Here is a 25,458-nt window from a genome sequence, read left to right on the forward strand (position 1 = left end):
AGGCCTGCGGGGTTGTCGGGGGTTACCTCGACGTAGCCCGCTTCCGGGATACCGGCTTCTTGGCCGCCGTCTTGGTGCCCTGCTTGGCCGCCGCCCGTCGCTGTGCCCGGTTCGCCGGGCTCGCAGTAGGGTCCTGCAGGAAGAACTCGGCGAGATCCTTCGAGGTCGTCACCCAGATGAACATCGCCTGCTCGACGATGCCGAACTGGTCGATGTCGAGGTCGTCGAGCAGCTGGTCATACAGATCGCCGAACAGGGCCACGTCGATGTCGTAGTTCACCGGATCGGTGATGCCGAGACGGCGTTGCAGGGCATCCAGGTCGACCGGGACGCCACGATCTTCGGCGTCCTGAATGGCTGACAGGATCTTCTTGGCTTGCAGACCGGCGCGCGCCGAGGGCGGCTTGATGTCGTAGACGTGGCCGCCGATTTCGACGTGCAGGCACGGATTCAGGTCCTCGTTGACGGCAATGGTCTCGGGTTCGCTGCTGGTGGTGGTGGTCATAGTGGTCTCCTGACTTGCTGTTCCTGACTTGCGGGCATGGGAACCACCCCGGGGGAGTCAGGAGGCCCCCGGGGTGGTCGTTGTGGTGGGTCAGGCCCCGGCGTTCGGGGCCGGATGGGTGATGGCGGTGCGCTTGCCCTGGCCCTTCAGCGAGACGCTGACAGAACGGGGGTCACTGTGCTTGCCACCGTCGTCGGCCCAGGCGACCGACACGAAGCCCTGGTACGCCTCGACGCGGGGAAGGGGGGTGGTGAGAGTGCCGTCCCCGCCCATCTCGTAGTAGCGGACCTCGACAACCTGGCCGTCGTGCAGACGGAGGTACTCCTGGCCGGGGTCGTAAGCCGCGGCGGAGCGCTGAGGCTTGCGGTACACCTTCGCATCGATCGACCACGACCGGCCGGTGGCCTGCTCGGCCGCCCAGCCGTCGGAGCTGAAGTCGGAGACGTCGGTGGTGCTGGTCTCGGCGGTGCCCTTGAAGTCGTAGATTCCGTTGACCGGAGTCCAGGCGGGAGCGATGGAGGTGCCGGTGTTGACGTCCAGCCACCAGTCGCCGTTGAGGGCCGCCGAGCCGAGCTCGGTACGCTCAGTGGGAGTTGCGCTCACTTCGTGGCCTCCTCGTCGGTCTCAGGCGCGGGCTTCGGGTCCGCCTTGGGCTTCGGGTTCGCCTTGGGCTTCGGGTCCGCCTTCGCCTTGGGCTTCGAGGTGTCCACGAGGACGTACCCCTCGCGCTTCATGGCCGGGACGAGGTCCGGATGCACCAGGACCACGTCCCCGCCCTTCTTCATGTTCGGCATGTCTCTCCTAGTGGAAGTGAGGCGTGGGCCTCGGTGCGGTGATGTAGAAGTTGCTGCTCCAGCCCCAGCGATCCCGGTCGTCTTGCCCGAGTGACGCGCCCGACTGGTGCGCGCACAGCGTGATCGGCACGGTGCCGAGGTGCCCGCGCAGGTTGTGGAGCACCTGCCGGACCTGTTCGACGAATTCGTCGGTGGCCGCCGGGCAAGATCCGTCGGCCCGGATACGGACCTGCAACCCGATCACCTCGTCGTCGGGCGCGATGGCCGGTTGCACCGGATAGGTGGCCAGCGAGATCGCGTCGTCGGGGCTGTCGGGCATCGCCCGGATGAACACGGCGGGAAGCCCGGAGGACGGATAGACCCCGGTCGGGATCCAGCGGGCCACCCCGGCATCGGCGAGGAGCTGGGCAGCGCCGGCCATCAGATCGTTGTCGTAGCTCACTGGAACTCCATGTGCTGGGCGACGATCTTGCCGACGTTGTCGCGCTCCGAGTTCATGGCGTTCTCTAGGAACTTCGCGGTCTTCCCCTTGTCGTGGTGGAACGACAGGTTCTCGTGCTGGACGACCGCGTAGGGCGTGTCGTAGGAGATGGCTGCCTCCAGGCGTTGCTCGTCCCGGCTGGTGGTGCCGGAGTCCTGCAGGATGCCCTCCTCGTGCGGTACGTGCCGGTCGGAGACTGCGAGGATGTGTTCGGCGCCGAGTTGCAGCGCCTTGGCCGCCCTGTCGCGCTCGGTCGCCGAGAACGCGCGCAGCTTCGCGGTGACCTCGCCGATGTCGAAGCTGATTCCGTCATCGCTCATCCGATGGTCACCTCCGTGTGCTCCCAGATGCCCTGGTCGCCGTCGATGTTCAGGTGGACGTCGCGGACGAACCCCAGCGCTCCAGGCCACAGGGTCACCCTGGAGCCGACCGAGAACAGGCCCGCCTTGTCGGGGACTGCGACGAGGGTGCCCTCGTAGACGGTGGTGTGCTTGCCGCCGTCCTCGACGCGGTCGGCAGCCTGTACCGACCTGCTCACGGAGACCTCGACACCCTGACCGAAGACGGGCCCGTAGGCGCCGTTTCCGGTCAGGGGCTCGACGGTCACGGTGTGGGGGAGCATCCACTCGGGAATCGCTGCCATGGTTCACCCCACCGTCACGATGGTGCGGTGTGTCAGCCCCGCCACCCGCAGGATGCGGATCGCCTCCAGCGAGTAACCGGATGCGTCGACCGGATTGGTGGCCTCCAGGGCAGCCCTGGCCGCCGATGCGTCGAAGGAGTAACTGACTCCATTGGACGAGGCACTGGTGAGGGCGACGGGCTTACTGGACGCCGACATTCGCGCCTTGACCTCCCGGGTGGCGGCCACCTGCGCACAGGTGGCATCCCGGAAGGCCTCCGTGACGGCCGTCTCCAGCGGAAGATGGGTCGCCGGGTCAGCGTCGTAGATGACGCCGACAGTGAGCTCGGCGACTCGCAGGGAGGCTGACCGCAGTTCCTGTCCGGTCACGCTCGAGTTGTCACCCGACCACTCCTGGTAGTCGTTGACGGTCGCGTAGACGATGGCCATCATCGCCCCCTTCGGGTCATGCCTTCTTGCGGGTCGCCTTGGCGGGCTCGGCCGTCTCGGGTTCGGACTCGGCCGTCTCGGGTTCGGGCTCGGCTGTGACGTAGGGGCATGCGCGCAGCCTCGCGATGACCTGCTCATCGTCGGTCTCGAATCGGCCGTCGATGAACACCGCGAGAGGTGCAGGGGACGGCCCGCCCGAAGTGGACGGGCCGTCCTGCAGCACCAAGCCCTTGTAGTGGCTGGTGAAGGCGGTCATCAGGACAGGTCTTTGATGAGGCCGTGGTAGACCTCGGGGCCGTACTCCAGGCCGCACTCGCCATAGATCTGGTACTTGTCGGACGACCCGACCTTGGCCAGCGGCTCGACGAACAGGAAACCCTTGCCGGGAATGCGGAGGAAGACCGGCTGGCACACCGACAGGTCGATGATGCCGATCTGCCCGAGCGGGAACCAGCGGTCGGTCATGATGCCGAACGTGCCGAAGTCGGTCACCAGGTCGGTGATGTTGACACCGCCGACCGTGCGGGACTGCACGGCGGCCGCCAGGGGGGCGGTGCCGTACAGATTCGACACCTTCACCTTGGTGGCAGGGTGCATGAGGAGCACGGTGCGGTCCTGGGTGAGCGGGGCGCCGTTGGCCGACATGGTCGCCAGCGTCTCGTCGACGATCGCCTTGGACAGCGCGCGCGGGGTCGCCGGATCGGCGGCCGCGTTCACGTTGGTCGTGATCGCCGACAGGATTCCCCGGGTCTTGCGCGGCAGGGCGTTGTCGGCGGGCTTCGCGTAGGTGCCGGACAGGAACGACTTCTCGATGTCGATCGCGATCGCCGACAGTTCGAGGTTCGTCTGGAAGGCGAGTTCGTCGGTGACCGGGTTGGTCTGGTCGGTGTTCACCCCGGCGAGCTGCTGGGTGGCGGCCTGCTTGGTGTAGCTGACCTCGATCGCCTTGTGGTGGATCTCCACCACGTTCGACACGCTGGTGCGGGTCTGGTTGTTCGCGGTGGGGGCGTTCGCGCCCTCCAGTGCGGTGTCACCGGCGGCCGTGTTGCGGATGGTGGCGGTCTGCCACTCCCATTCCTTCGCGTTCACCCCCTTGCCGCCGGTCAGGCCGCCGATGGCGGACAGGAACGGGGTCTCGGTCGGCGAGATGTTGAACAGCTCGCCGGCGTAGTTGGGCAGGTTGAAGGTGGTCCCCTGCCCGACAACGGATGCCATGATGTCTCCTTGCGTTGGGCGTTACTTGATGTGCGGTTGCTGTTGCGCTTGCTGTGCGGTGAGCAGCTGGGCCTTGAGCAGGGCCGACGTCTTGAAGTCGTGCTTGGCTTCGGCGTCGGCGATCTGCTCGGCGATCCCCTTCGGCTGGCCCCCGGTCCCGCCGGAGAAGTCCGCGCCCGTCTGACCGGCGCCCGCCTGGAGGCTGGTCTTGAGCTTGGGGTTGGCGGCGACAGCCTTCTTGATGGCCTCGCCGATGGCCTTCGCGTCGGTGGAGTCCAGCTCCTTGACCGAGGCGAGGAACGAGTTGGAGTCGAGCAGGGCGTCGGGGTCGGCACCATGCTGACCGGCGGCCTTGTAGACCGCGAGCTGGAGTTGGGCGGAGCGGGAGGCGGCCTTCTCGGCGTCGCGCTCCTTCTGTGCCTGTTCGGCGAGTTTCACCGGGTCGTCGGTTCCGGCATCCTCGATTCCGAGAGCCTTGAGCGCCGCCGTGATCTTCGCGTTGGCCGCGTCCTCTGCGCCCTTCGCGGCGGTCCGCTTGGCCGCGTTCTCGGTGCGCAGCGACTTGATGATGTCCTGGGCACCCTGGGGGAGGCTCTCAACCTTCCCATCCCACTCGGCAGCCTGCTGGGCGGACTGCTGACTGCCTTGCTGGGCCGCTCCCGTGCTTCCGGATTGCTTGGTGCCCTCGGCCGTCTGGGTGGCGTTCTGGGAAGTCTGGATTGCTGGTTCGGACATGATGGATTGGCCTCCTGGGCTTCTCGATCGGTGGTTTTCCGCCCCGGCGTCTGGCCGATGACGGCATGCTTGACGGCATGGGTTGGTGGAAGGATCAGATGGAGCGCAGCCGCACATTCGCGGCTGACCACAAGTTCGATGCTGTATTCCAGGGCGCCCGGATCAACGGGGGCGAGGTCAGCTACGGATTCAAGACGTGGCCGGTTGCCGACTGCTCAGCTCAGGCTCAGACAGGCGCCGAACTGCACAAGATGTCACTCGGGCGGGTGGCCGGTGGTGCCGTCCTCCTCGGGCCGCTGGGTGCGGTGCTCGGGGGCATGGCCAAGAAGGACAAGACGAAGGTCTACGTCGCCCTGCAAACCCCTGACGGCCCACAGGTCATCGAGGGACCGGCCAAGGACCAGGCGGCGGCGATGACGTTCGCGGCCCGCCTGAACGCCGCCGCGGAGGCCGCCCGGGCTCAGTGAGCCTTGCCGACCTGCTCGCGGTAGGACAGGCGCTTGGTGCCCGTGTCGGCCACGTTCTCGCGCGCCCTGGCCTGCCAGTCGAGGACCTTGGCGTGAGCCTTCTTCCGGGCACCCTCGTCGAGGGCGACAGCCTCGCGGCGCTTCCACTCGCGGATCCGCCGCTCGATGTAACGCTGCTGTTGCCTGGCCTCGTACCCCTCGGGGTTCGCGGTGTCATGCATCGGCTCGGTGACGCCATGGAAGTAGGCGCCGAGACGATGCGTGCAGTTCGGGTGCATCAGGCCGGCCGCTCGGGCCTGCTCCAGCGTCCCGGCGACCGGCACATCGACATGCGGAATGCCGGTCAGCGACAAGACCTTGCCCTCCCACGGGCGGCACAGCGGGCACTCTGCGGGCGAATCCGACACCTGCACGAGATCATGACCAAGATCCAGCAGCTTGGCCGTATGGGCGTCAAGGGTCGCCCGGGCGGTCGCCGACCTGACCGACATCTCCGCGTAGGAGGCCATGTCCCAGCGACGCCCGCGACTGTCGATGAACCCCGAGATTCCCCGCGTCGCCAGATCATCGAGCACCAGCTGGGCAGCCTCACGACGGGTGAGCACCCCCAGCAGGACTTGGGCATCAGCGCGGGACACAGCGGCCCGGTAGGCGTCGTCGACGGCCCGCAGGATCGCCGTGTTGGCGCCGGTGACCGTAGCCACGGTCTCGCCGACCAGGGCTTGCACGGCGGGCAGCCAGGCAGGGTCCTTCCCTGCGGCCACAGTGGCCAGCAGGTCCTTGGTGTCCCACGTGGCGATCGCCTCGCCACGCCCCCATGCCGTCACGATCGCCTCGACGATCGCATCCACAGACCGATCGGTCAGCTTGTCGAGATCGCCCTTGACGCGGGCGATCAGCAGGCGCAGCTCGGCGAGCTTCCGCTCAGCCCAGTCCGGAGCATCCAGGCCTTGCCCGAGGGCGCGGGCGATGCGCTCCAGCAGCAGCCGTTCGGCATCGGTGTAGATGCCGAGGATCGGGTCCGCGAGGCCGTCGGCGTCCTGATTCGAGACGGGCACGGCGTCATCCTACGTTCGGGCCGTCGCCGGTGGCTGCTGCTCAGGCTCAGGTGTGACCTGCTGCTCGGGCTGGACGGCACCGGCTTGGAGGCGCTGGACGGCGCGATCGGCGACCGTCGTCGGGTCCTCCACCTTGGTGGCGGATTCGATGGCCTCGACCTCCTCGTCCAGCTGTTCGTCATCCCAGTCGGGGTGCACCACGCGGACGCGCTCCCGGGTCGAGGCGGCCTCGGCGTTCTTGAGCGCCTGGGCCACGTTCGCCAGCTCCAGCGGGCTCGGGGCGACAGCCGCCGGGAACGTCACCTTCGTCTGGGCGTCCCCGATCCCGGCGAGAACGGCCACCTGGTCAATGAGAGCCTCCAGGCGCTCAGTCCAGTACCGCGTCTTCTTCTCCCGGGTCGATAGGGATCGCCGCTCGCGAGACCGTACCTCGGCGGCCGTCTGGGCGCCGCCTTCCGAATTCAGGCCGAACGTGGCGGCCGAGTAGCCGCAACGCTCGATCGTGTTGCGCACCAGCTCGCCGATGACCGACAGATGCTGCTCTGCACGGATCTCAGGCTGGAACTCCTCGAACGCCTTGCCTGCGTTCGGCGGGATGTTGAGCCCGGTGAACACCTCCTGGTCGATGTCGGCGAGCATCGGTTTGCCGGGCGTCGTCGGAATTAGCGAGGACTCCGGCACGATCAGGCGTGCCTTCCCGAGCCGGACGTCCCGCATGAGCGAGGTCCACGCCTCGTCGAGGGCATCAAACAGGGGCTCGGCCTGGTTGAAGTCCGAACGCCCCAGGTCGGGAGCGACATTCCACAGCCTGTTGGGCAGCATGTTCGGCACGTAGAACGCGTTCATGCCCGGCATGGGAATCGACGAGGACGCGTCAACCATCGCCGCCACGCCGCGCGTCTCGGGCAAAGCCGTCAACTCACGGCGAACGCCCAGTTGGGTGTCTGACCCCTCGAACAATGCGTGCTCGACCACTCCGAGCCGGTACTCCTCGACGTGACGCCACACGGCGTTCCCGTCGGTGGGCAGTACGTGCCAGAACTGCACCGACTGGAAGCGCCCCCAGCGGAAGGTGGGAATGGCGCAGTCGGCGGGCACCACAGTGATGATGGGATCGCCGTTGTCGACTTCGGCATCCTGGACGATACGCAGGTAGGTGCCGCCGAGCGCCGCACCCGCCTCCGCCGCCTCCAGGAGGCGTGCATGGAGGCTGTTGGCGTCGAGGATCTTGTCCAGCCTCTCGCGCTGGGCCGTGCTGAGGCCGGGCGTCTCGATTGCCAGCTCCTCGCCGAACAGCAGATCGGCCGACCCGACCGCGATGTCGGCGGCCAGCGGCATGTGCAAGTTGGGGGACTGCTGATTGGGCTTGACAGGCTGACCCCACCACCAGCGTGCCCACCAGCCGACGACGCCGCCGGCGAGCTGAGCGGGGCGGGGCCGGTACAGGGCGTTCGACAGGTCGCCGTAGAAGCCGCCGCCGTAGTAGGAGGCCAGATGTTCACGGTCACCGGCCCACCACACCGACCACTCGGCCATCTTGTCGTAGACGGGGACCAGGCGCTTGGGTGGCCAGTCGGCATTGATGCCGTAGTCGATCACGCTGCCTCCTCCTCGTCTTGGTCGATGGTCAGCACGGGCAGGAACGGGCGCCACAGATAGCGGGTCGAATGCACGACGTAGCGGGCGGCATCCATGGCGTGATCGTCACGTTTCACCGGGGCATCCAGGCCGCGCTCGGTTGCCTTGTCGTCCCACACGTAGCCGGGTATCTCCCGGATGAGGTTGCGGCAGCGGTCGGACACCAGCAGGTTGCCGGTCGCCAGCAGCGCCGACATGGTGCGGATGCCGGACACGACGTCGTTGGTGGCGTCAGTGACGTTCGGCACGCGGTCGGCGAACAGTTGCTCCTTGAACGCCGCGGCCGCCGGATCGACGTAGATCCATTCGGGGGCTCGAGTAGTGAGCCAGGACCGGAGGTCTTTCGAGTGGCCAGCTGGGGACATTCGCCCGGGGGCCCACTCGTCGACCAGGTAGAGGCGGGGCTGGGGGGTGATCGACAGCCCCAGCATGATTCCCCGGGTGGCGTTGGTGGTGCCGTAGTCGACGCCCAGACCGGGCGTGCGGATCATGGCGGGCAGGGATGCGTGAGGGACGATATGGGTGGCCTCGTCCCACATGTCGTAGATGGCGCCCTCTGCCTGCACCCACAGCCCGAGGATGAACCGCTTGTACCACAGGCCTGTGTATTCGCGCTTCAGTGAGCTGACATAGGAGGTTGTCAGGCTGGGGTTGTCCTCCAGGTTGAAGTGGAAGACCCGCCAGTCCGGCAGGGTGCTGGTGATGTTGCCGTTCCAGCCCGCCACACGGTCGAGGAAGTCGACCTTGAGCCAGTGACGGGGGCCGTCCGGGTTCGTGGTGCCGAACATTCGCGACCACGGCGTGGACATGCGGGCCAGCATCTGCTTGAAGAACTCCTCGGGCACCACGGTGAGCTCGTCACCGTAGGCTCCGAGGACGGTCATGCCGCGGATGACCTTCTCGGCTTTCGCGTCGGAGGCACCGAGGACATGGACGCGGCGGCCGAAGATACTGACCGTGGGCGCCCCGTAATTGCCGATGACCTGGGAGGCGACCCGGCCGAACAGCTCGGCGTCCTGCAAGGGACCGATGACGTTGCGCCACACGGCGTCGCGGGTGCGGCCGAACATGACGAGCTGGCCGGACCGGGCGAGGGTGGCGCGAACGAAGATCAGCCAGCGGACCAGCGAGCCGATGGTCTTGCCCGAGCGGACCGCGCCCTCCCACAGGTTGACGCGGCGGTCGGCGTCACGGATCGACGCGACCTGCTTGGCCGACAGTCTCGGGCTCGCCGCCATCGTCACCGACCTCCTTGTTGTCGTCCAGGCCGAGTTGGGCGGCAATGCCATCGATGAGGCTGACGGCCTGCTCGTCGACACCGGACAGGTTGGCTGTCAGGCGGTCGATGGTCTGGGATGACGAGGAGCGGGCCCGGGCGGCCATGTCGGCGTCGCGGACGGGGACGAAGCCGAGCACTGTCGACTCCTCGACGCCCATCGCACCGCGCAGGATCGTCTTCCAGCCCTTCCGGCCGCGCTGGACGTCCAGGACGTCCTCCTGCATGATGCGCAGGAGCTGGAGTTCGGCGAGTGCGGCTTCGGCGCGAGCGGCCTTGGCGTCGGTGATGTGGGCTTCAGTGGCGACCGCTGTCTGTGCCCGATCCCAGTCGAGTTCGAGCTTTCGGGCGTGCAGGGAGACTGTCCCCTTGGATCGGCCCATCAGGTCGGCGATCTGGCCGAGCGTCTTCCCCTCGGCGTGGAGGGAGGTCAGGATCCGGGAGTCCTCGGTGGTCCACGGGTGGTTGCGGCCGGGGGGCCGGAGCTTGTCGAGGCGCTTGCGCAGTTCGGGCAGGCGATCGAGGTTCCCGGCCCATACGTCGGCGTGGACGAGGGCGGTCTCGGTGGCGTACTCCCAGTCGATGTCCTTGGGAGGGTCGGTGGTGAGCTGTTTCCACCAGTCGCGCGTCCGCTCGGGCCATGCGACCTCGGGCGGCAGTTCGGGGGGCGGGGTGGTGGAGGGGGTGACCAACTCGCTCACCCCCTCCGGCTCGGGTTACCGGCTAGGCCGGCTAGCGGACCCCGACGTGCTGGAACCGGACGACGATCCAGCTCGGCGGCTGAATGCTCCGCGAATGCGGGAGACGACGTTTCCAAGTGCTCGGCGCATGTGACACCTCCCCTCGGGGTTTCAGGCATCGATGTCGATCCCGAGGAGCCGCGCGAGCGCGTGACCGTCGACGTATTTGTCGCCGAGCCTGGTGGCATTGATCGCAGCCAGGAATCTGTCCTTGGCCGCGCGGTCACGGAAGCACACGGCGAACCAGTACTCGGAATCGGTGGCATTTCGGAACCGCTTCTCCTCCTGGTTCCGGCGGGAGCGGAATCCTTGGGCAAGGGCATCCAATTCGGTGGCCGAATCGGTCTCGACGTTGCCGGTGTATTCGATGTCGGAGAGCGGATCGGGGACCGATGCCGCCGGTCGCATGAATCCGGCCTGCTTTCCGGGCTTCGATTTCCCGAACTCAAAGCTCATGGCGGATCAGCTCCAATTCGGCGAGCGGGAACCAATCGAGAACGCGGCGATAGTCGTCGGGCGCATGCCTGCTCAGCGGCTCCAGGAATCGGTAGTCGATGCCGTCGAAACTGCGGCCGAACCATTCGTAGTCGACGGGGAGCGGGATCTTGGCCGCCTCGATGCGGTCGTAGACCTCGCGTTTGCGCCAGTCCCAGATGACCGAGACCTTGTGACTCACAGGCTTCATGGGCCCGTGGCGCTTGATAGAGACGCGCCGGACGATCGAGTCAGCGGCACGGACGCCGTCGGCCACCCAGGTGGAGGCGGGCAGGCCGAGGTCCTGCTCGATCAGGCGCAGGATATCGGCGTAGTCGGGCTCGGGCAGGTTGGCGGCTTCGATGGTGGCGAGCCGCTCGGGTGGCTGGAAGACGAAGTTGTTGAGCATGCGGTAGAAGCTCACATGCGGGTAGCGGGCGATCGGGGTCTGGAAGCGCTGCTCGAAGTAGTCGAGTTCGTCGGCGACGAATTTGAGGCCGGGTACGCAGTACAGGTGGTAGGGAACGACCTGGATTCCTGAGTCGAGGAGAGCCAGCCAGCTGGCGATCGCGTCCTTGCCGCAGGAGAACGCGAGCAGGACCGGGCGGCCATCTGCGGCCAGCTCGGTCCTGATGCTCTCGGAGGTCCGGACCCCGGGGATGGAGATCACGCGGTCACCTCTCTCGGCGATAGCACGATCTCGGACGGCTGGGCGACATAAACGCGGTGGCGCTTGGCGATCCTGCCGGTGATGGGGTCGCAGGTCGACACGACGGCGGACCCATCAGGGTGCCGCTCGGTCACCCGGACGCCGAGCCCGCTGGCCCCTCCCTCCAGCGGACCGCCCCACGACGGAGAGTAGATCGCCACGCTGGGGTGGAGTTCGCTGGCCGCATACAGGCGGCCGCTCTTCCAGACGGTGATGGGGTCCATCAGAGCTCGCCGGCTTCCCACGCATCGGCGAAGCGGTTGCCGAAGGTCTGGCGGCGGGTTGCCCCGGTGGCCACATAGCCGCCGATGCGCGGGGCCTGCTGGATGAGGCCCTGCTTGACGGCCTGGTCGATGGCCTGGTCAAGGTTGCGCGCCTGCTTGAACTGCTGGACGAGCGCCGAGCGGGACTGGTGTCCGGCCCATGCGACATGATTGGCGATGTCGGTGGCGGTGACTTTGGAGCTACGAGTAATGTTCATGTGAACTACGGTACATGACATAAGGCACTATGTCAAGTAGTTCATACCTAGAATGTTGTGCACATAGATGCATGTCTCATGGTTCACTCCGCTGCTAGACTCGTCGTCATGAACGACGACCCGCTCGACCGCGTCACCCGCGCCTACCAGGGAGTCACCGACGCCGCCCTCGAACGCGACCAGGCGATCATCGCCGCCCACGACGCCGGGAACTCGTGGGAGGCTGTGGCACGCGCCGCCGGCGTCACCCTCCGCAGCGTCATGAAGATCGTCGAACGCATCAAACGAGGCGGTGTCCCGCGCGCGTGACCTCGAACGTTCCAGCGCCACACACCTCGAACAGTTCGTTGCGGGAGCGGGAGTCGAACCCGCAACCTCCAGGGTTATGAACCCGGCGTGCCCACCAGTGCACCGTCCCGCCGAGCATCCGGCGCCAGGATCACCCACGACCCCCATGCCCTCACGAGGGTGGATCGACCAGCGCCGGACACGGCAAAGCGCCCCGAACCTCACGGGTTCAAGGGCGCTGACATCTGGGCATGCTTCGCATCCAGACACGGCAATAGTAGCACTCACGCCGTCCTGCGCCGTCTGATCCGCGACGCGGCACGCCGGACCATGCCCAGCTCGAACAGCGCCGCGTTGCCGCGCCTGGACTCCGCAGTGAGCACGCCGACGGTCGACCAGTAGCGCAGCGTGCGCACTGGGACACCGACGAGCCCTGACGCCTCGGTGAGCGTCACCAGGCGCAGATCAGCCCAGCGGCGGGCGATCGCATGCCGGTCGACAGGATGGTTGTTTACACAGACGTCGGCCCACAGCCAGCCCTCCGGAGTCTCCCCGAGCGCGGGCACGGAACCCTGACAGCCATCGACCAGGCACGGAACGCTCGGCGTCGGGCGCATACGGGTAGCACGTGCGAGTGTCATGCACACCTCGGCCACGTCCGACTCAATGCGCTCGATGTCAACCAGATCGAGCACCGCCTGGGCGTCGCTCCACACCCCGGCCAACCACGCGGACTCCGACTCGACGGTCGGCGTCACCAGCGGCTGGGGATGGGAGGCCTTCAGGCCGGAATCGAGGGCCTCCCAGACGATCCGCGAGCACCGGAACAGCACCTCGGCAGGATCGCCGTACGCCACTCTAGGAGTGTCGCCGGGCTCCAGGGCGCACAGAGCCGCGAGGTCGGCCGGAACGCGTCCTGAGCCGTCCTGGTAGCCACCAGGCGCACTCCTGTCGGTCGGGTTCGGATGCCCCGACGTGGCGCGCACCTCCGCAGCGAGCATCGGCAGCCACGCCAGGCGCTGGGCGGTAGTCATGACCGCCGGATAGGTGGCGGGATGTTCATCCAGGCCATGCTCGATCGCTGCAGCACGCGCGTCCAGCGCGGCGCCCACCCGATCGCACAACGGGCATCCCCACCGGTCTAGGCGGGTGGCACCGGAAAACTTCTTCACGTGGATCTCCTCAGAACGGGGCGGGTGCGTCGGCGGGCAGGTCGCCGAATCCGGGGCGGTGCAGCAGCCGGGATCCGGCGGTCGGCAGGGGAGGGGCGCCACATCGGTGCTCGGGGATGATGTCCCACGCCTCCCACCAGCGGCGCGGCCTGGTGATTGCCTCGGCTGTCCTGCGGGTGAGGCGAGGGTTGCCGCTGGGCGACGGCTCGATCCGGAAGGTGGCGCGTCCCGCGAGGAGGGCGACGAGTTCGCCGGTGGCGTCGAGGGGCTGCCAGTCGACGGACACCTGGAACGCCATGCGGTCGTTGTCGAGCCCGGACAGGACGGGGGCTCGGCAGGTGCGGCAGCGATGTGCCCGGACGCCTCGGGGCGTCTTCCTGCCCGCCATGGTTTCGAGGTCCTTCAAGGTCAGGGTGACCGAAGGTGACCGAAAATCCCCTATGTACCCCTCTACATCGCGTTCTCCGGAGTCTTCCGGCCTTGCTACATGCGGTGTATAGGAAACTCGGTCACCTTCGGTCACCCGTGACGCGTTTACCGAAGTCACGTCGAAGTTATCCGGGTGACCGAAGCCTGTTTTTTCGGTCACCCGTCGGTCACCCTCGGTCACCCGTCGGTTACCCGTCGAGGATGATTCGGGCCCGAACAACTGATCCTGGAGGGGCTCGGGTGACCGAACCGGGTGACCGAACGGGTTCACCTGGAGAGCGCTCATCGCTGGTCCCACCTCTCCTCGGGCTCCTCTTCTTCCATCTCGTCGGCGAGCAGGGTCATGCCGGCGTAGAACCTGCTGCCGTGAGAGCGCACCGTCTGGATGCCCCAGCGGCTCCGCAGCTCACGGCCGAAGGTCTGGGGTGGGACCTCGGCCTCCCCGTTGTCGCGGCACCACTGCACGTAGGCGTGGCGGACTTCGGCGGTGTTGACTCTGACCATGTCCCCGCCACCCAGATGCACCCGGTCGGCGACGAACCGGCCGAGGGCGTCCTCCTCGGCCGCGTAGGCGCGGGTGGCGGCCATGACGGACTCGGGTTCGGCCAGCCCCCGGCGCTGCACCTCAATGGCTCCCTCGATGATCCAGGCGAGGATGCCGGGGGCCTCGTCGGCCACCAGCTGGCTGGCGAGGTCCTCGACGCGCTGGTCGACCGGGACGGTGCGCTCGAACGGCACCAGCCGGAGTCTTCGCCAGAACGATGTCCCGCCGGCCTCGACGCGTGGCTGGTGGTTGCCCATCAGCCATAGGTGGTGGGTGGGGGCGAAGGTGAAGTACTGGCCGTACAGGAACCGGGAGGTGATCCGGTCGCCACCTGTCAGCAACTTCACCTTCGCCTCGTCGAATCTGGCCGACTGGGACACCTCGGAGCACACGACCAGCCGCATGCCCGACAGGCGGGCGATAGCCGACTCGTCGGCCCTTCCTGCCATCAGGAAGTCGCTGGGGGCTGTGGTGGCGTAGTCGCCGAGCACGTGGACGATGACGTCGAGCAGGACGCTCTTGCCATTCGCGCCGCCGCCGTGGAGGAACGGAAGGACGTGCTGGCGGACCTGCCCGATGATCGACATGCCCGCGAGCCGCTGCACGAACTGGACCATTTCGGTGTCGCCGCCGAACGTGTCGTCCAGGAAAGCGTCCCAGCGTGGTGTCGGGGCGCTTCTGTCAAGGTGGGATGCCGTCATCTTCGTGCACCAGTCATCCGGTCTGGGTGGGCGAGTCTGCCCGGTCCGCAGGTCGACCAGTCCACCCGGGGTGTTGAGTGCCCACGGGTCGGCGTCGAGCAGGTCGGCGTCGATGCGCATGGCCGGATGGGTGGAGGCCAGGGCGACCGCGGCCTCCAGGGATCGGCGGGACAGCGACTTGGCCTTGTGCTTGGCGACCTCCTTGTCCCCGCCCGGATCGATCGACATGATCGAGGCCTGGGCGGCCTGGATTGCCGGCGCGGTGTCGTCGGACAGTTTCCAGCGCAGCCCATCCCACGCGATCCAGGCCTTGCGGCTGGGGACGTAGTGGATGGCGGTGGCGTGTTCGGCGACCACGAGGTCGGCGTTGCCTTTGTCGGTGAGGCTGGCGAGGATGCCGACGGGGACCGTTCTAGGTCTGGTGGCGATCGCCTGGGCCTGCTGGGCTGTTGGTCCAGCGGACGATGACAGGCTCGTAGCGGGCGTTGTAGATCCGGCCGGAGTGGGCGCCGGGATGGCCGAGAGGCCGGGAACAGATGGGGTGCCGTAGGTGTCCGTCGACGACGGTGCCACTGCCGCTTCTGGCGCCGCAGGTGAGTCGCATGGTTCCTCCGATCGGATGAGTGTGAGGTGGCGCTCGAGTGGTGGTGGGTCGCCGTAGCCGTCCTTGGCGAGCGCGGAGGCCGCGGCCGAGTTGTCGCCGTTGTGGCGGGTGAGCGCGTAGTAGCGGAACTTGGTGATGGGTTCTTCGGTGGGCAGGTCGACCGAGGAGCTGAACACGTAGAGGCAGTCCTCGGCGCCAGATCTTCTGCCGGTGGTGGCGGACATGCCGTCGCGCGGCTTCTTGCCGGGGCGGCACCAGGCCACCACGGTGCCGTGCTGGTGCATGCGAGTCCAGCCGTCGGGGACGAGCAACTCATCCCACGTTGTCTCGGCGTTGAACTGGTCTCCGGGACGCTGTCCTGTGCCTCCTGGGCGGTCCGTGGGGCCGACGCTGGGGATCGGCTGGGATTGAGGGACGGGCATGTCGTCGAGCAGACAGCAGATGGCGTAGAGGGCATCGCGCTCTTCGACGGTGCATCCGGGGATCGTCTCTGGCGTGCCGGCGACGACGACCCAGGATCCGCCGGTGGGATGGGTGCGCCCACCCGAGGGGGAGACGACCGTGTAGCCGCCTTCCCCCCGGGTCTCGATGAGCACCTGTACCCGCTGGCCCGGATGATCAGCCAGCTCCTCGGGGGTGGACGGGCGCCGGGCCAGCTTGGTGTTGCCGAGTGCCACCCCGTCGGTGACGCGGAGGTGGAAGTGGACCCCGCCGGACGGCGACGCCTCCACATATCCGGTATGCAGCCGCTGCCACAGCTCGGCCAGGCCGTTGTCGGCCATGGTTTGCCCGAGGCGCTGCAGCATCCCCTCCTTGACGGCGCGCGCCTCCAACTCCACCATCTCCAGGCCGCCCGAGGGTGTGCCGCAGATGATCGCGATGCCGTCGGTGTCGACGGTGCCAAACAGGGTGCGGACCTCGTCCTCGGTGGGGCCGTCGGGCACGAAGTCGCCCCAGTTGACGGCCGGTTTCTTGGTGCCCGACGTGGCCAGGGGGATGGGGGCGCATCCCGCCCGCCACCACGCCAGGGCGGAGTCGAGCATCGTCATGCCGGTATCGCCTCCAGGGTGCCGTCGTCGCGGATGTGCTTGGGGAGCTCGCGGCGGTCGAGGATGGCCCGGACGAGGGGGGCGTGGCCGAGGGGGCGTAGGGCCGCCTCCAGGCTGTCCCACGATGTGTAGCCGAGGCGGCTGGCGATCGCCTCCGGACTGTCGGTCCCGGCGAGCCACATGGCGTCCTCGATCACGGCGAGGCGGCGCCTGCCGGGAGCGACGGGGGCTTTTGGCGGCAGCGGCGGCAGCTGGCCGGCGCGCTTGGCCCGCCTGTAGTGCATCTCGCACAGACCGCGGCTCCTGTGCGGGAGGCCGCAGCCCTCGACGTCGCAGACTCTCGCCATCATGACGCCTTTTCTTCGCTGGGCTGGCCCTCTTTGAAATCGGTGCAGGCCGGGCGCCTGCCGGAGGGAAGGTTCGCCCGCTGGTGTGCGGTTTCGTTGGCTCCGCAGTTCCCGCACGTCGCCGGGGTCACCCAGCGGACGATCTCCCTCGTGTCGACGTCGATGACGGCGGCCCTGATTCCGGCGTCGGTGACCAGCCAGACAGCCTCCTGGTTCCCGACCAGAAGGCCCACGTTCTCGCGCCGTTTCAGGCCCTTGGATTTCAGCCATTCCGGCTCGCCGCGCTCGTCTCTTTCCAGCGGCCTCAATCCGACGAATCCGGGGAAGAAAGCTGCTTCTTTCGCCCGTGCCGACGGGCTCAATTTCATGCTCATCTGTCCTCCAAATGGTCCCTGTTGCCATTCATCAATGCCACGAATTCGCCGAGCGTCATCGTGATCCATTGATCCTCGGGGCGGCCTTTGCCGTGCCTCTTGTGCGCAATTACCGATACTCCGGCATCGTCATTCCCGCGTTCGATGTCGGATTCCTCGGCCCATCCGGCGAGGTCGATACGGGTCGTGTTCTTGGCCTCGACGACGATGCGCTGGCCCATGTGCCGCAGTCCGGAGATATCGCCGCGATCCTTGTTGCCCGCCTTGGTGCGCCGCTCGATCCGGTCGTCGACGTGGGCGGCGAGATAGGCGGCGATAAGGGTCTCGAAGGCCGTCCCGGCCTTCTTCGCCGACGCCTTGTTCCTGGTCATGCCGCGGCCCCCAGTGCCTCGGCGACCGCCCAGACGAGATCCCGTGCGGCCGGTGGGGTGACCGCGTTCCCGGTCATGCGTACCTGCTCGCGTTTAGTGCCGAGCATCGCGTAGGAGTCGGGGAACGCCATGCCACGTTTGAGTTCGGGTGGCTCCAGCATGCGGAACCGGCAGTCCTCGACTGCTGGGACGCCGACCTCGGCAAGTGCGTGGTGGGTGCCTGCCGCCGCGATCGTGTCCATGGGCATGAGGAGGCCGGTCTCGTTGCGGGCGGTCTGTGTCCTCAGCGGCTCACCGGCGCTCATCGCTCTCTTGCCTGCTCGTCCCTCGACGGGGATGAGCAGTGCTTTGGTGGCGGATCCCGTCTGCGTTCTCAGCGGGTCGGAGTCTGGCCAGACGCGGTAGTAGCCGCCGGGCTGGCCATAACTCGGATGTTTGGGATTGGCCGCGTCGTAGGTATTGCCGAAGGCCTCGATGATCAGTCCGTCCGACCTGTACCGCTCGAGTCCTGCTCTGATGCGGGCCATTGTCTTGGGCGACAGGGGGCGGGCGCGGTCGCCGATACGCTCGGCGGGCAGATCCTGGTCGATGATCGTCGAGGCGGGCAGCCAACCCGGCTCGACCCGCTGGCCCTTGCAGGAGTGTTTGGGGCAGCGGTAGTAGTACTGGGCGCCGTAGCGCCCCCACGGCCGCTCGGGGTGCTTGAAGGTCTGCATCGCTTCGACGAACTCGCCGCACAAGGGGCACCAGGCGACGGGCCGCTGGATGCGGTCCAGGTCGGGGGCCCGGTCGCCCCGGCGCCAGAACACCACATACATGCGGTCCCTGGACTGGGGCGCCGGGGCGCCGTGGGCCTGGGCGTGCATGCTGTTCAGCCAGACGATGCGACGGTCGTAGCCGAGCAGATCCATGGCGTGCAGCCAGGCAGGGAACATGATCCACTTGGCGGCGTCGACGACGTTCTCGGTGATGATCGCCCGGTAATGGTGGTGTTCGGCGAACCGGGGGACGTCCCACATGGTGGCGCGGGATCGCTCGGCAGCATCGTCGGGCAGGGGCTTGTCGTCGCCGAACAAGGCCGCCTGGGTGGTAGCGCGCTTCCTGCCCTTGGCCACGGAATGATTGGTGCACTCGGGAGAGGCCCACAGCAGATCTGAGCCGGGCACGTATCGCGGGTCGATCTGGGAGATGTCGGCGAGGATGTGGCGGGCGTTCGGATGGTTGGTGTTGTGGGTCTCGATGGCGAGTTTCCAGTGGTTGAGGGCGCTGGCCACCTCGACGCCGGGCACTTCGATGGCCCCCGTCGACGAGCCGCCGGCGCCGCAGAACATGTCGGTGAGGCTGAGCGTCATACGATCAACCCGGCGTCAGTGTCCATATCCCCATCTCCTGTCCGCCGCCTGTGGCTGGCAGTGTCGGCATCTGCCGTCGTCGTCTGGTGCGTGTGCGGGCCACTGGGTGCGGCCCTGGTCGTCGCGGCCCATGAGGCCGTCGAGCCGGTGCAGCGCCGGGCATGCCTGCGCGGGGTCGGGGGTGGGCATCAGTCGCCTTCCTGCTCAGTCGCGGGGCCCCGGGGCACGAGCCGTCCTTCGGCGTCCAGCCACTCGCAGAAGACTGGCTGGTCCAGCCAGGCCGCCCACCGATCCGGCAGGATTCCCGCGACGTCCAGGCTCCGGGAGTATCGGCACTCGGTCAGCGGACGGCGCATGAGCCGTGCCGCGCAGGTGTCGGGGTGCAGGATGTAGACGGTCTGCTCGGCGGATATGGCCCGGGCGATGTGCTTGGTCGGGTGCCGCTTGCAGCCCACGATCTCCTCGATACGAGCGGGATCAACGAGATTGCTCATCGGTGCTCACCTCGACCCCCGAGTGCTCTTCTAACCGTCTCGGGGTCGATCTCGGCCCAGTCGGGTGAGCCGTCCGGGTTGTGCCATCCGGACAGCGCCAGGTCGATGACGCGGTAGACGAGCCGCGCCATCTCGACAAGTCCTGCCCGGTAGTCGGCCGTCTCCCCATTAACCGAGCGGCTCGTCCTGGGGGATCGGCTCGAAGACGTCGAGCAGAGTTTCGAGCGCGTCGATCAGACGCCGGATGTCGGTGTCGTCCTGCACGCCAGCCTCGATGCGGGGCCTCGATATCAGCGAGACGGTCAGCGGCGCTCATCGGATGATCTCGTTCCCGTTGATGTCGACCTCGCGGAGCACGTGCAGGAGCGGGACCTTGGCCTTCGACCAGTCGATGGGCCGCAGGTCGGCGACGGGGCAGGTGACCTCCAGGAAGCGGGTGGCGCCCCAGAAATGCTGGTGTGCCTGGGCGGGGGTTGGTGAGGCGTGCAGGCCGTAGCCGCACTGGTGGTTGTCGCGCCATTCGTCGGGAGTGACGTCGCCTCCGATCGGGTAGACGGTCGGCACGTAGTTGTGGCCGGCGGTCAGGTTGTCGTCGACGGCCTTGTAGAGGTGGACGAGGCCTTGCTCGTCGACGGTGACGCCGGTGTAGTCGAGCCAGTCCTGAATGTTGGTGGGATCGAGGTCGGTCGTGTCGATGACGACGCCGCCGGTGACGGTCGCGGTCTTGGACTGGCGATGGACTGCCACGTACTTCCCGGCCCGGACGGTGGCCGAGCCCGACGCCTCGACGGTGGCCGAGTCCGACGCCTCGACGGTGGCCGAGTCCCACGCCCGGACGGTGGCCGAGCCCGACGCCTCGACGGTGGCCGAGTCCGACGCCTCGACGGTGGCCGAGTCCCACGCCCGGACGGTGGCCGAGCCCGACGCCTCGACGGTGGCCGAGTCCGACGCCTCGACGGTGGCCGAGTCCCACGCCCGGACGGTGGCCGAGCCCGACGCCTCGACGGTGGCCGAGTCCGACGCCTCGACGGTGGCCGAGTCCCACGCCCGGACGGTGGCCGAGCCCGACGCCTCGACGGTGGCCGAGTCCCACGCCCGGACGGTGGCCGAGCCCGACGCCTCGACGGTGGCCGAGTCCGACGCCTCGACGGTGGCCGAGTCCCACGCCCGGACGGTGGCCGAGCCCGACGCCTCGACGGTGGCCGAGCCCGACGCCCGGACGGTGGCCGAGTCCGACGCCTCGACGGTGGCCGAGTGGTCCTGGCTCACCGTGAGCCAGGTTCCCGGGGGCGATTTGATGACGATGGTGGTGTCGATGTCGTCGCCGTGCTCGGCGAACGCCTTATCCAGCTCTTCCTGGGTGGTGACGGTGATGATGCTCATTGGGGATCTCCTTGGGTGCGAGGGTCGGTCGCCAGCAGGTGGCCGGTGACGGTGAGGGTGAGGGTTGCGACGGCGGCGTAGGTGAGGCCGTCGAGTCCGAGGAGCGCGGCCGCGACGGCGATGACCGAGGCGGCGATAGGGATGCGCATGTCCGACTCCTTTGGTGAGGGCTTGATGGGTCGGCCCCGTGACTCCGTCCCCCGGGGAAGTTGGGGGCGGAGCCGCAGGGGCGGCCCATCAGGCCTGGATCGCGCCGAGCTGGGCCTGGAGGAGTGCCAGGACTTCGGGGGTGATGCCGGGCGGCAGCTGCACGCCGGGCACCGCCGGAGCGGGAGCCTGCTGGACCGGTGTGGTGGCTTGCTGGGTCACTTCACCGGTCGCGTAGTTGATGTGCTCGGTCGGCGCCTGCTGTGCCGCGTTCTGGGCGAACTGCTGGAAGGTCTGTGTGGCGGGTGCCGCGACAGGCGGGGCGACGGACTGAGGCCCGGCCAGGTCGACGGTGGGCGGCTGATAGGTGGCCGCGTAAAGCTTGGGCGGGTTGAAGCCCCTGGTTTTCGCGACACCCTCGCCGATGTACTTCAGGGTGAGGGTGCCGCCGGTGGCGAGCGCGGTCGTCCCGGTCGCCGCCTTCACCGCCGCGAGCACGGCGGCCAGCGAGGATTGAGACTCGGCCGCCCTTGACCCCTTGAGGAAGATCGAGCGCTTGCCGTCGTCGAACTGGTCTCCGGGTTCGCGGAGGCTGGTCTGGAGGTCGACGCGGTACATCATCATTGGTTGTCCGTTGCTGAACGTCCGGGGTTCGCCGGTCTGGAGGTCGGTCTGCTGCTGCTCGACGAGGTCGACGACGGTGCCGGTCACCTGGTCGCCCACGGTGTCGAAGCGGAAGCTGTTACCGGCGTCTCCGCCGATGTCGAAACTGGTCATGGCAATGCCTTTCACTTGGTGAGGGTTAGGTGGGGTTGCGGTGCCGCGTTGGCGACGGACCCGGGATGTCCCGGGCATCCGGTCGCGAGATCGGCCGATCCGCGCCGGAAGAATGGGCAGAAGGCGCACCAGCTGTCGTGTGTGCCGAGCAGGGCGAGGGATGCCGGGCCGAGCAGCGAGGTGACCTGGGCGATGCCCGCCAGCCGGGCGATCGCGTCGAGGGCGACCTGCTCGGTGTAGGGCTCGGACCACAGGTAGGCCTCGGACAGCTCGCCGTTGCGGGGAAGGAACGCGATCATGACGGTGCGGACGGGAAAGCCGGACAGCACCCACGCGTAGCCGTAGAGGTTGGCCTGCACCCGGTACTGCTGGCTCGGTCCGTCGGAGCGGTAGTGCTTGAGCTGGGAGGGCCCGACGCAGTTATGCACGGGGATCATGTCCCTGCCCGCCAGATACAGATGACTGGATGAGTTGACGTCGATGCATCGTGTCGGCACGGAGCCGGCAGGTTCGATGGACTCGACCAGCCGGTATTGCGACCTTGTCGTTCCCTCGGTGTGGACCAGGTCGGCCTTGCGGGGGAGCCTGAACGGGTTCGCTCCGAACGGCACGAACGCCACCTGGTAGGCGGTCACGGTCTTGCCGAACCCGTGCGCGAGCTGTGGGTAGATCCGGGCCCTCCATCCGAGGGTCGCGACAAGCTCGCGGACGCCCTCAGCGAGGACTTCCGATGTCGTGGTGAACACGGCCTGATTGCGGCGCCTGTTCCACGTGCCGTCGGTATCCATGAGGCCCTGCAGCAGGTCGAGCCGCTGATGGTAGCTGGCGCGTAGGTAGCTGGCCGGAATTTCCTTCTTCCCGGCGATGACCTGTCGCTGTTTCTCGCCGGGTCGTCCGCGATGCCCGTCGACCCACTGGAGACCGAGTTCCCGCAGCTGGGTCTGCAGGCCGTGAACCGTGCGCGTGATTCCCCGCTTGTCGGCCGGGCCGACGTCGTAGCCGCATTCCCGGATGTTGTCGAACAGAGCCTCATCTGGTTTGCCGATCGTCCCGTGGACCGTTCCACCGTCGCCGAGCCACGCACCCAGCACGTACGGGTGGACAGGCAGCTCAGCCTCGGGAAGTAGGAGCGGGCTGGCGTTGTAGAGGCGGAGCTGGCGTTGACGGTGCCCGCCCGGCTCGCGGACTATGGCTCTCAGGTCGGCGACGGAAGCGGTCACCGTCTTCTTGCCGCCGACGCTGACGGTCAGCTGCTGCACGTCGTCGGTCACGATGGACGTGCCGTCGGTGAACGAGACGCGGAAGCAGGGTCGCTGCTGAACTGGATACGTCTTCACGACTTGGCAGGTCAGGCCGTGCGGGCTGAAGACCGTGTCCCCGGCCTTCAGGTCAGCCTGAGTCGTCCATCCGTCGGGGGTGGGGATCGGGGTGTCGAGCGGGAGTCCTTTCCAATCGACGACCGTGGCGGTCACCCGGTCATACAGGTCGCAGTTGCCTTCCAGCTGATAGTCGAGGTGGGGGACCACACCTGCCGAGACCCTGTTCTCGATCAGGTACCGCTCTTGGCCGCCGAACTCCGGGTGCGCGAGGTTGTAGGCGTCGAAGACCTCCTCCATCCAGGCGTGGACAGCGGTGCCGACGGTCGCCTTCCAGTTGTCGCGCTCGGGCTCGGGGAACTTGAGGAGCTTGTAGGCGAGGCGCCGGTCGCACTCGATCCCGACCTCGGACGGGCCGATCTCGGTCTGCTGGGATCGGGGGTGGTCGGTGATCGCGGTGTGGATAGCCGCCAGGATGTCGGCGGTGGCGCGCTCCACGTTGCCGAGGTCGAGGACCCCGGGCGGGAGCGGATCGACGATGTCGGGCATGCCGGGCCTACTTGACCGAGACGCGGGGTTCGCCGTAGGCGACCGACAGCGACGCATACACGGCCGGAGGCAGGATCTCCTTGGCCTTGGCGCGGGAGATGACGGTCTCCTGGATGGCGGGCAGGAGCTGCGGGGCGTTCGCGGTGACCCAGTCGAGGGCCAGCTCGGAGCTGAACCGCTTCTGCGGGGTGACCGACACCGGGCCGTATTTGCCGGGTGCGAGCACCCGCCACTTGGCCTTGATGGCCTCCATCTCGGCGGTGATCTGCTCGGCCATGGCCGCGAGTTCGCGGTAGCGGCTGACGTCGGCGGGATCGACCTTCCAGTCGGCCTGGGGGATGGTGGTGGTCATGCCTGATTCCTTTCTGATCGGGTGTTGTCGAGGGCAGCGAGGCGCTCGGCCTCGGCGAGGACGCGGGCTTCGAGTTGCGGGTCGTAGTCGCCCTGGTCGCCGAGCCACCAGGGGCAGTAGGTGCCGCTCACAGGTCGGCCTCCTGCCCATCGGCCAGGTCGCAGATCTCGGCCCAGCGGGCGTCCTGCTCGCGGTCGTCGGCGTTGTAGGGGTCGGTGCCCCGTGGGGTGAGGGTGGCGGCTGCGAGGTCACCGAACAGGTCGGCGAGGCGTTCGCATCGCGCGGCGGTCTTGCGGAATGCGAGGCGGTCGAGCGGGGACCCGGCGACTTCGGCGTCACGCTCGAACTCGGCGGCCCGCTCGTCGAGGGCGTGCCAGATCTGGTATGTGTCGTCCCCGCTGAGCTCGATGCCAGCTGGTGCCGATGGCGGGTTCTCGCCGAGGGGGGCGATGAGCGCGGCCAGGACGGACCGGACGGCCTGCCGCGTCAGCTCGTGAGGGTCGGTCTGGGCGGCGATCTTCCACACCAGGTCTTCGCTGACCAGGTCCTCGGTGTTCATCGCCCGGTCCCCTCGGCCTCGGCGCGGTGGGCGGGGACTCGGGTGGCGCGCATGTCGCAGGCGAGGTCGTCGAGCTGCTGCGCGGCTGGCCCCATGGCGCGCCTGGGGGCGGGGGAGGGGTCCTCGATGACGATGCCCTCGATGCGGCTGAATGCGATCAGGGCGGCGTCGACCGGGTCGATGCGATCCGGGTTGCGGCGGGCGAGAGCGATCTCGTGGGCGACGCGGGTGAGCTGGTCGGCGAGCTGGTCACGCTCGGCCATCAGCTGGTCGGCGCGCTCGGCCATGGAGTGCAACCGGGCCTGACTCGCGGTCGCGGCGACGGCGCCGGCGAACAGGGCTTCGGGGTTGACGATGGTAGTGGGCATGGGGGTCTTTCCTTTCGGTCAGCGGGGGGTCTTGGAGGTGAGGAACGCGCGGATGGTCGAGCGCGGGATCTTGTAGCGCTTCTGCTTGAGCCCGCCGAGTTCGAGCACCGGCTTGAGCTGCTGGGAGGCGCACATGTCGCGGATGGTCTTCTCGCTGTAGGGGATGTAGTTGGCGGCCTCCTTGGGGGTGAGGTGGCCTGTCTTGTCCCCCGCGAACTCCAGGAGGGGGACGGGGGTCGCTGTGGCGGTCATCGGACGGCCTCCAGGCGTCCAACCTCGCGCTGGACGTTAGACGTTCGGGCCACGAACAAAGACTCGACGGGGCAGTCCAGGGCACTAGCGATCGCGGTCGCGATCTCGGGCCCGCAGGTCCGGCGAGTCCCCTTGGCCAGGAATCCGATGAGGCTGTGCGAGCAGCCGACGCGAGCGGCCAGGCCCCGGATGGTGTAGTGCCGGAACTTCATGTACTGCCGCAGGGCATCAGGGCTGATGAGTCGCACCTCGAACCTCCTTTCGATGACGATCATGTTTGTTCCTTCACTGTAGACGACTGACTAACGATGCGCAAGACATTAGACGATTGAGACAGATTTGTCTACCCCCAGTCCACAATTTTCGGGCTCATGTCGGGCTTACA

General features: G+C 67.8%; 40 protein-coding genes and 1 tRNA gene. 2 read left to right on the top strand and 39 right to left on the bottom strand.

What is annotated here, in order from left to right; genetic code table 11:
- Nucleotides 1-22: 22 nt before the first annotated feature.
- From FB473_RS04515 to FB473_RS04560, 10 genes are all read right to left on the bottom strand, one after another.
- Nucleotides 23-505, bottom strand: a complete 483-nt coding sequence (locus FB473_RS04515; protein WP_167165215.1) for a DUF7426 family protein — start codon at nt 503-505, stop codon at nt 23-25.
- A gap of 90 nt (nt 506-595) precedes the next feature.
- On the bottom strand, nt 596-1,108 hold the full coding sequence (locus FB473_RS04520) for a phage tail tube protein (RefSeq protein WP_167165216.1): 513 nt from the start codon (nt 1,106-1,108) through the stop codon (nt 596-598).
- Entirely contained in the window at nt 1,105-1,299 is a 195-nt protein-coding gene (locus FB473_RS04525) for a hypothetical protein (protein WP_167165217.1), read from the bottom strand. The genes FB473_RS04520 and FB473_RS04525 overlap by 4 nt, the downstream gene beginning before the upstream one ends.
- Before the next feature lie 7 nt (nt 1,300-1,306).
- The gene (locus FB473_RS04530; RefSeq protein WP_167165218.1) at nt 1,307-1,741 is read right to left on the bottom strand and encodes a phage tail terminator protein; all 435 of its coding nucleotides are present in this window, start codon (nt 1,739-1,741) and stop codon (nt 1,307-1,309) included.
- On the bottom strand, nt 1,738-2,100 hold the full coding sequence (locus FB473_RS04535) for a hypothetical protein (RefSeq protein ID WP_208390431.1): 363 nt from the start codon (nt 2,098-2,100) through the stop codon (nt 1,738-1,740). The genes FB473_RS04530 and FB473_RS04535 overlap by 4 nt, the downstream gene beginning before the upstream one ends.
- On the bottom strand, nt 2,097-2,423 hold the full coding sequence (locus tag FB473_RS04540; RefSeq protein WP_167165220.1) for a hypothetical protein: 327 nt from the start codon (nt 2,421-2,423) through the stop codon (nt 2,097-2,099). The genes FB473_RS04535 and FB473_RS04540 overlap by 4 nt, the downstream gene beginning before the upstream one ends.
- A 3-nt stretch (nt 2,424-2,426) precedes the next feature.
- Complete coding sequence (locus FB473_RS04545) at nt 2,427-2,852, bottom strand: hypothetical protein (RefSeq protein ID WP_167165223.1); 426 nt, start codon at nt 2,850-2,852, stop codon at nt 2,427-2,429.
- A gap of 16 nt (nt 2,853-2,868) precedes the next feature.
- Nucleotides 2,869-3,108 carry a hypothetical protein gene (locus FB473_RS04550; protein WP_167163660.1) on the bottom strand — a complete coding sequence of 80 codons (240 nt, stop codon included), beginning with the start codon at nt 3,106-3,108 and terminating at the stop codon, nt 2,869-2,871.
- Entirely contained in the window at nt 3,108-4,067 is a 960-nt protein-coding gene (locus FB473_RS04555) for an SU10 major capsid protein (protein ID WP_167165225.1), read from the bottom strand. The genes FB473_RS04550 and FB473_RS04555 overlap by 1 nt, the downstream gene beginning before the upstream one ends.
- 21 nt (nt 4,068-4,088) lie before the next feature.
- Nucleotides 4,089-4,802 carry a hypothetical protein gene (locus tag FB473_RS04560; protein WP_167165227.1) on the bottom strand — a complete coding sequence of 238 codons (714 nt, stop codon included), beginning with the start codon at nt 4,800-4,802 and terminating at the stop codon, nt 4,089-4,091.
- Nucleotides 4,803-4,879: 77 nt separating this feature from the next.
- On the opposite strand from FB473_RS04560, the gene FB473_RS04565 reads away from it, so the two are divergent.
- Nucleotides 4,880-5,269 carry a hypothetical protein gene (locus FB473_RS04565; protein ID WP_167165229.1) on the top strand — a complete coding sequence of 130 codons (390 nt, stop codon included), beginning with the start codon at nt 4,880-4,882 and terminating at the stop codon, nt 5,267-5,269.
- On the opposite strand, the gene FB473_RS04570 is transcribed toward FB473_RS04565, so the two are convergent.
- From FB473_RS04570 to FB473_RS04605, 8 genes are all read right to left on the bottom strand, one after another.
- A complete protein-coding gene (locus FB473_RS04570; protein WP_167165231.1) occupies nt 5,263-6,327 on the bottom strand; it encodes a phage minor capsid protein in 1,065 nt (354 codons plus the stop codon). The genes FB473_RS04565 and FB473_RS04570 overlap by 7 nt on opposite strands.
- A gap of 9 nt (nt 6,328-6,336) precedes the next feature.
- Nucleotides 6,337-7,926 carry a phage portal protein gene (locus FB473_RS04575; protein WP_167165232.1) on the bottom strand — a complete coding sequence of 530 codons (1,590 nt, stop codon included), beginning with the start codon at nt 7,924-7,926 and terminating at the stop codon, nt 6,337-6,339.
- On the bottom strand, nt 7,923-9,203 hold the full coding sequence (locus tag FB473_RS04580; protein ID WP_167169062.1) for a PBSX family phage terminase large subunit: 1,281 nt from the start codon (nt 9,201-9,203) through the stop codon (nt 7,923-7,925). Before FB473_RS04580 ends, FB473_RS04575 begins: the two co-directional genes overlap by 4 nt.
- The gene (locus FB473_RS04585; protein ID WP_167165233.1) at nt 9,154-9,942 is read right to left on the bottom strand and encodes a winged helix-turn-helix domain-containing protein; all 789 of its coding nucleotides are present in this window, start codon (nt 9,940-9,942) and stop codon (nt 9,154-9,156) included. Before FB473_RS04585 ends, FB473_RS04580 begins: the two co-directional genes overlap by 50 nt.
- Before the next feature lie 150 nt (nt 9,943-10,092).
- The gene (locus tag FB473_RS04590) at nt 10,093-10,437 is read right to left on the bottom strand and encodes a hypothetical protein (RefSeq protein ID WP_167165235.1); all 345 of its coding nucleotides are present in this window, start codon (nt 10,435-10,437) and stop codon (nt 10,093-10,095) included.
- On the bottom strand, nt 10,427-11,125 hold the full coding sequence (locus tag FB473_RS04595; RefSeq protein WP_208390433.1) for a hypothetical protein: 699 nt from the start codon (nt 11,123-11,125) through the stop codon (nt 10,427-10,429). Before FB473_RS04595 ends, FB473_RS04590 begins: the two co-directional genes overlap by 11 nt.
- A complete protein-coding gene (locus FB473_RS04600; protein ID WP_167165237.1) occupies nt 11,122-11,388 on the bottom strand; it encodes a hypothetical protein in 267 nt (88 codons plus the stop codon). Before FB473_RS04600 ends, FB473_RS04595 begins: the two co-directional genes overlap by 4 nt.
- Complete coding sequence (locus FB473_RS04605; RefSeq protein ID WP_167165239.1) at nt 11,388-11,645, bottom strand: hypothetical protein; 258 nt, start codon at nt 11,643-11,645, stop codon at nt 11,388-11,390. The genes FB473_RS04600 and FB473_RS04605 overlap by 1 nt, the downstream gene beginning before the upstream one ends.
- Nucleotides 11,646-11,753: 108 nt before the next feature.
- Between FB473_RS04605 and FB473_RS04610 the strand changes: the two genes are divergently transcribed.
- Nucleotides 11,754-11,954, top strand: a complete 201-nt coding sequence (locus tag FB473_RS04610) for a helix-turn-helix domain-containing protein (RefSeq protein ID WP_167165241.1) — start codon at nt 11,754-11,756, stop codon at nt 11,952-11,954.
- Nucleotides 11,955-11,993: 39 nt separating this feature from the next.
- On the opposite strand, the gene FB473_RS04615 is transcribed toward FB473_RS04610, so the two are convergent.
- From FB473_RS04615 to FB473_RS04710, 21 genes are all read right to left on the bottom strand, one after another.
- A tRNA-Met gene (locus FB473_RS04615) sits at nt 11,994-12,065 on the bottom strand.
- Between the two features lie 152 nt (nt 12,066-12,217).
- Entirely contained in the window at nt 12,218-13,105 is an 888-nt protein-coding gene (locus FB473_RS04620; RefSeq protein WP_167165243.1) for a MerR family transcriptional regulator, read from the bottom strand.
- 10 nt (nt 13,106-13,115) lie between these two features.
- A complete protein-coding gene (locus tag FB473_RS04625) occupies nt 13,116-13,493 on the bottom strand; it encodes a hypothetical protein (RefSeq protein ID WP_167165245.1) in 378 nt (125 codons plus the stop codon).
- A gap of 323 nt (nt 13,494-13,816) precedes the next feature.
- Nucleotides 13,817-16,432 (bottom strand): phage/plasmid primase, P4 family, encoded by a 2,616-nt coding sequence (locus FB473_RS04630; RefSeq protein WP_167165247.1) that lies wholly within the window; start codon nt 16,430-16,432, stop codon nt 13,817-13,819.
- On the bottom strand, nt 16,429-16,782 hold the full coding sequence (locus FB473_RS04635) for a hypothetical protein (protein ID WP_208390434.1): 354 nt from the start codon (nt 16,780-16,782) through the stop codon (nt 16,429-16,431). The genes FB473_RS04630 and FB473_RS04635 overlap by 4 nt, the downstream gene beginning before the upstream one ends.
- Complete coding sequence (locus FB473_RS04640) at nt 16,779-17,222, bottom strand: hypothetical protein (protein ID WP_167165251.1); 444 nt, start codon at nt 17,220-17,222, stop codon at nt 16,779-16,781. The genes FB473_RS04635 and FB473_RS04640 overlap by 4 nt, the downstream gene beginning before the upstream one ends.
- Nucleotides 17,150-17,524: a hypothetical protein gene (locus FB473_RS04645; RefSeq protein WP_167165253.1), complete on the bottom strand. Its 375-nt coding sequence runs from the start codon at nt 17,522-17,524 to the stop codon at nt 17,150-17,152. The genes FB473_RS04640 and FB473_RS04645 overlap by 73 nt, the downstream gene beginning before the upstream one ends.
- Nucleotides 17,521-18,876, bottom strand: coding sequence for a DNA cytosine methyltransferase (locus FB473_RS04650; protein ID WP_167165255.1), 1,356 nt, complete (start codon nt 18,874-18,876; stop codon nt 17,521-17,523). The genes FB473_RS04645 and FB473_RS04650 overlap by 4 nt, the downstream gene beginning before the upstream one ends.
- 15 nt (nt 18,877-18,891) lie before the next feature.
- A complete protein-coding gene (locus FB473_RS04655) occupies nt 18,892-19,065 on the bottom strand; it encodes a hypothetical protein (RefSeq protein ID WP_167165257.1) in 174 nt (57 codons plus the stop codon).
- Nucleotides 19,065-19,370: a hypothetical protein gene (locus FB473_RS04660; RefSeq protein WP_167165259.1), complete on the bottom strand. Its 306-nt coding sequence runs from the start codon at nt 19,368-19,370 to the stop codon at nt 19,065-19,067. Before FB473_RS04660 ends, FB473_RS04655 begins: the two co-directional genes overlap by 1 nt.
- Nucleotides 19,367-19,501, bottom strand: a complete 135-nt coding sequence (locus tag FB473_RS18200; RefSeq protein WP_279588563.1) for a hypothetical protein — start codon at nt 19,499-19,501, stop codon at nt 19,367-19,369. The genes FB473_RS04660 and FB473_RS18200 overlap by 4 nt, the downstream gene beginning before the upstream one ends.
- Before the next feature lie 181 nt (nt 19,502-19,682).
- Nucleotides 19,683-20,753, bottom strand: coding sequence for a DUF7666 domain-containing protein (locus FB473_RS17870; RefSeq protein ID WP_243863472.1), 1,071 nt, complete (start codon nt 20,751-20,753; stop codon nt 19,683-19,685).
- On the bottom strand, nt 20,750-20,902 hold the full coding sequence (locus FB473_RS04675; protein WP_167165265.1) for a hypothetical protein: 153 nt from the start codon (nt 20,900-20,902) through the stop codon (nt 20,750-20,752). The genes FB473_RS17870 and FB473_RS04675 overlap by 4 nt, the downstream gene beginning before the upstream one ends.
- A gap of 88 nt (nt 20,903-20,990) precedes the next feature.
- Nucleotides 20,991-21,677, bottom strand: coding sequence for a hypothetical protein (locus FB473_RS04680; RefSeq protein WP_167165267.1), 687 nt, complete (start codon nt 21,675-21,677; stop codon nt 20,991-20,993).
- 11 nt (nt 21,678-21,688) lie between these two features.
- Nucleotides 21,689-23,542, bottom strand: a complete 1,854-nt coding sequence (locus tag FB473_RS04685; RefSeq protein WP_167165269.1) for an LAGLIDADG family homing endonuclease — start codon at nt 23,540-23,542, stop codon at nt 21,689-21,691.
- Nucleotides 23,543-23,549: 7 nt separating this feature from the next.
- Nucleotides 23,550-23,894 carry a hypothetical protein gene (locus tag FB473_RS04690; RefSeq protein ID WP_167165271.1) on the bottom strand — a complete coding sequence of 115 codons (345 nt, stop codon included), beginning with the start codon at nt 23,892-23,894 and terminating at the stop codon, nt 23,550-23,552.
- A complete protein-coding gene (locus FB473_RS18205; RefSeq protein WP_279588564.1) occupies nt 23,891-24,025 on the bottom strand; it encodes a hypothetical protein in 135 nt (44 codons plus the stop codon). Before FB473_RS18205 ends, FB473_RS04690 begins: the two co-directional genes overlap by 4 nt.
- Entirely contained in the window at nt 24,022-24,453 is a 432-nt protein-coding gene (locus FB473_RS04695; protein ID WP_167165273.1) for a hypothetical protein, read from the bottom strand. Before FB473_RS04695 ends, FB473_RS18205 begins: the two co-directional genes overlap by 4 nt.
- Nucleotides 24,450-24,821 (bottom strand): hypothetical protein, encoded by a 372-nt coding sequence (locus FB473_RS04700; protein WP_167165275.1) that lies wholly within the window; start codon nt 24,819-24,821, stop codon nt 24,450-24,452. The genes FB473_RS04695 and FB473_RS04700 overlap by 4 nt, the downstream gene beginning before the upstream one ends.
- 18 nt (nt 24,822-24,839) lie before the next feature.
- Entirely contained in the window at nt 24,840-25,073 is a 234-nt protein-coding gene (locus tag FB473_RS04705) for a helix-turn-helix domain-containing protein (protein WP_167165277.1), read from the bottom strand.
- Nucleotides 25,070-25,348: a helix-turn-helix transcriptional regulator gene (locus FB473_RS04710; RefSeq protein ID WP_167165279.1), complete on the bottom strand. Its 279-nt coding sequence runs from the start codon at nt 25,346-25,348 to the stop codon at nt 25,070-25,072. The genes FB473_RS04705 and FB473_RS04710 overlap by 4 nt, the downstream gene beginning before the upstream one ends.
- Between the last annotated feature and the right edge of the window lie 110 nt (nt 25,349-25,458).

The organism is Brooklawnia cerclae, assembly GCF_011758645.1.
Lineage (GTDB): Bacteria > Actinomycetota > Actinomycetes > Propionibacteriales > Propionibacteriaceae > Brooklawnia > Brooklawnia cerclae.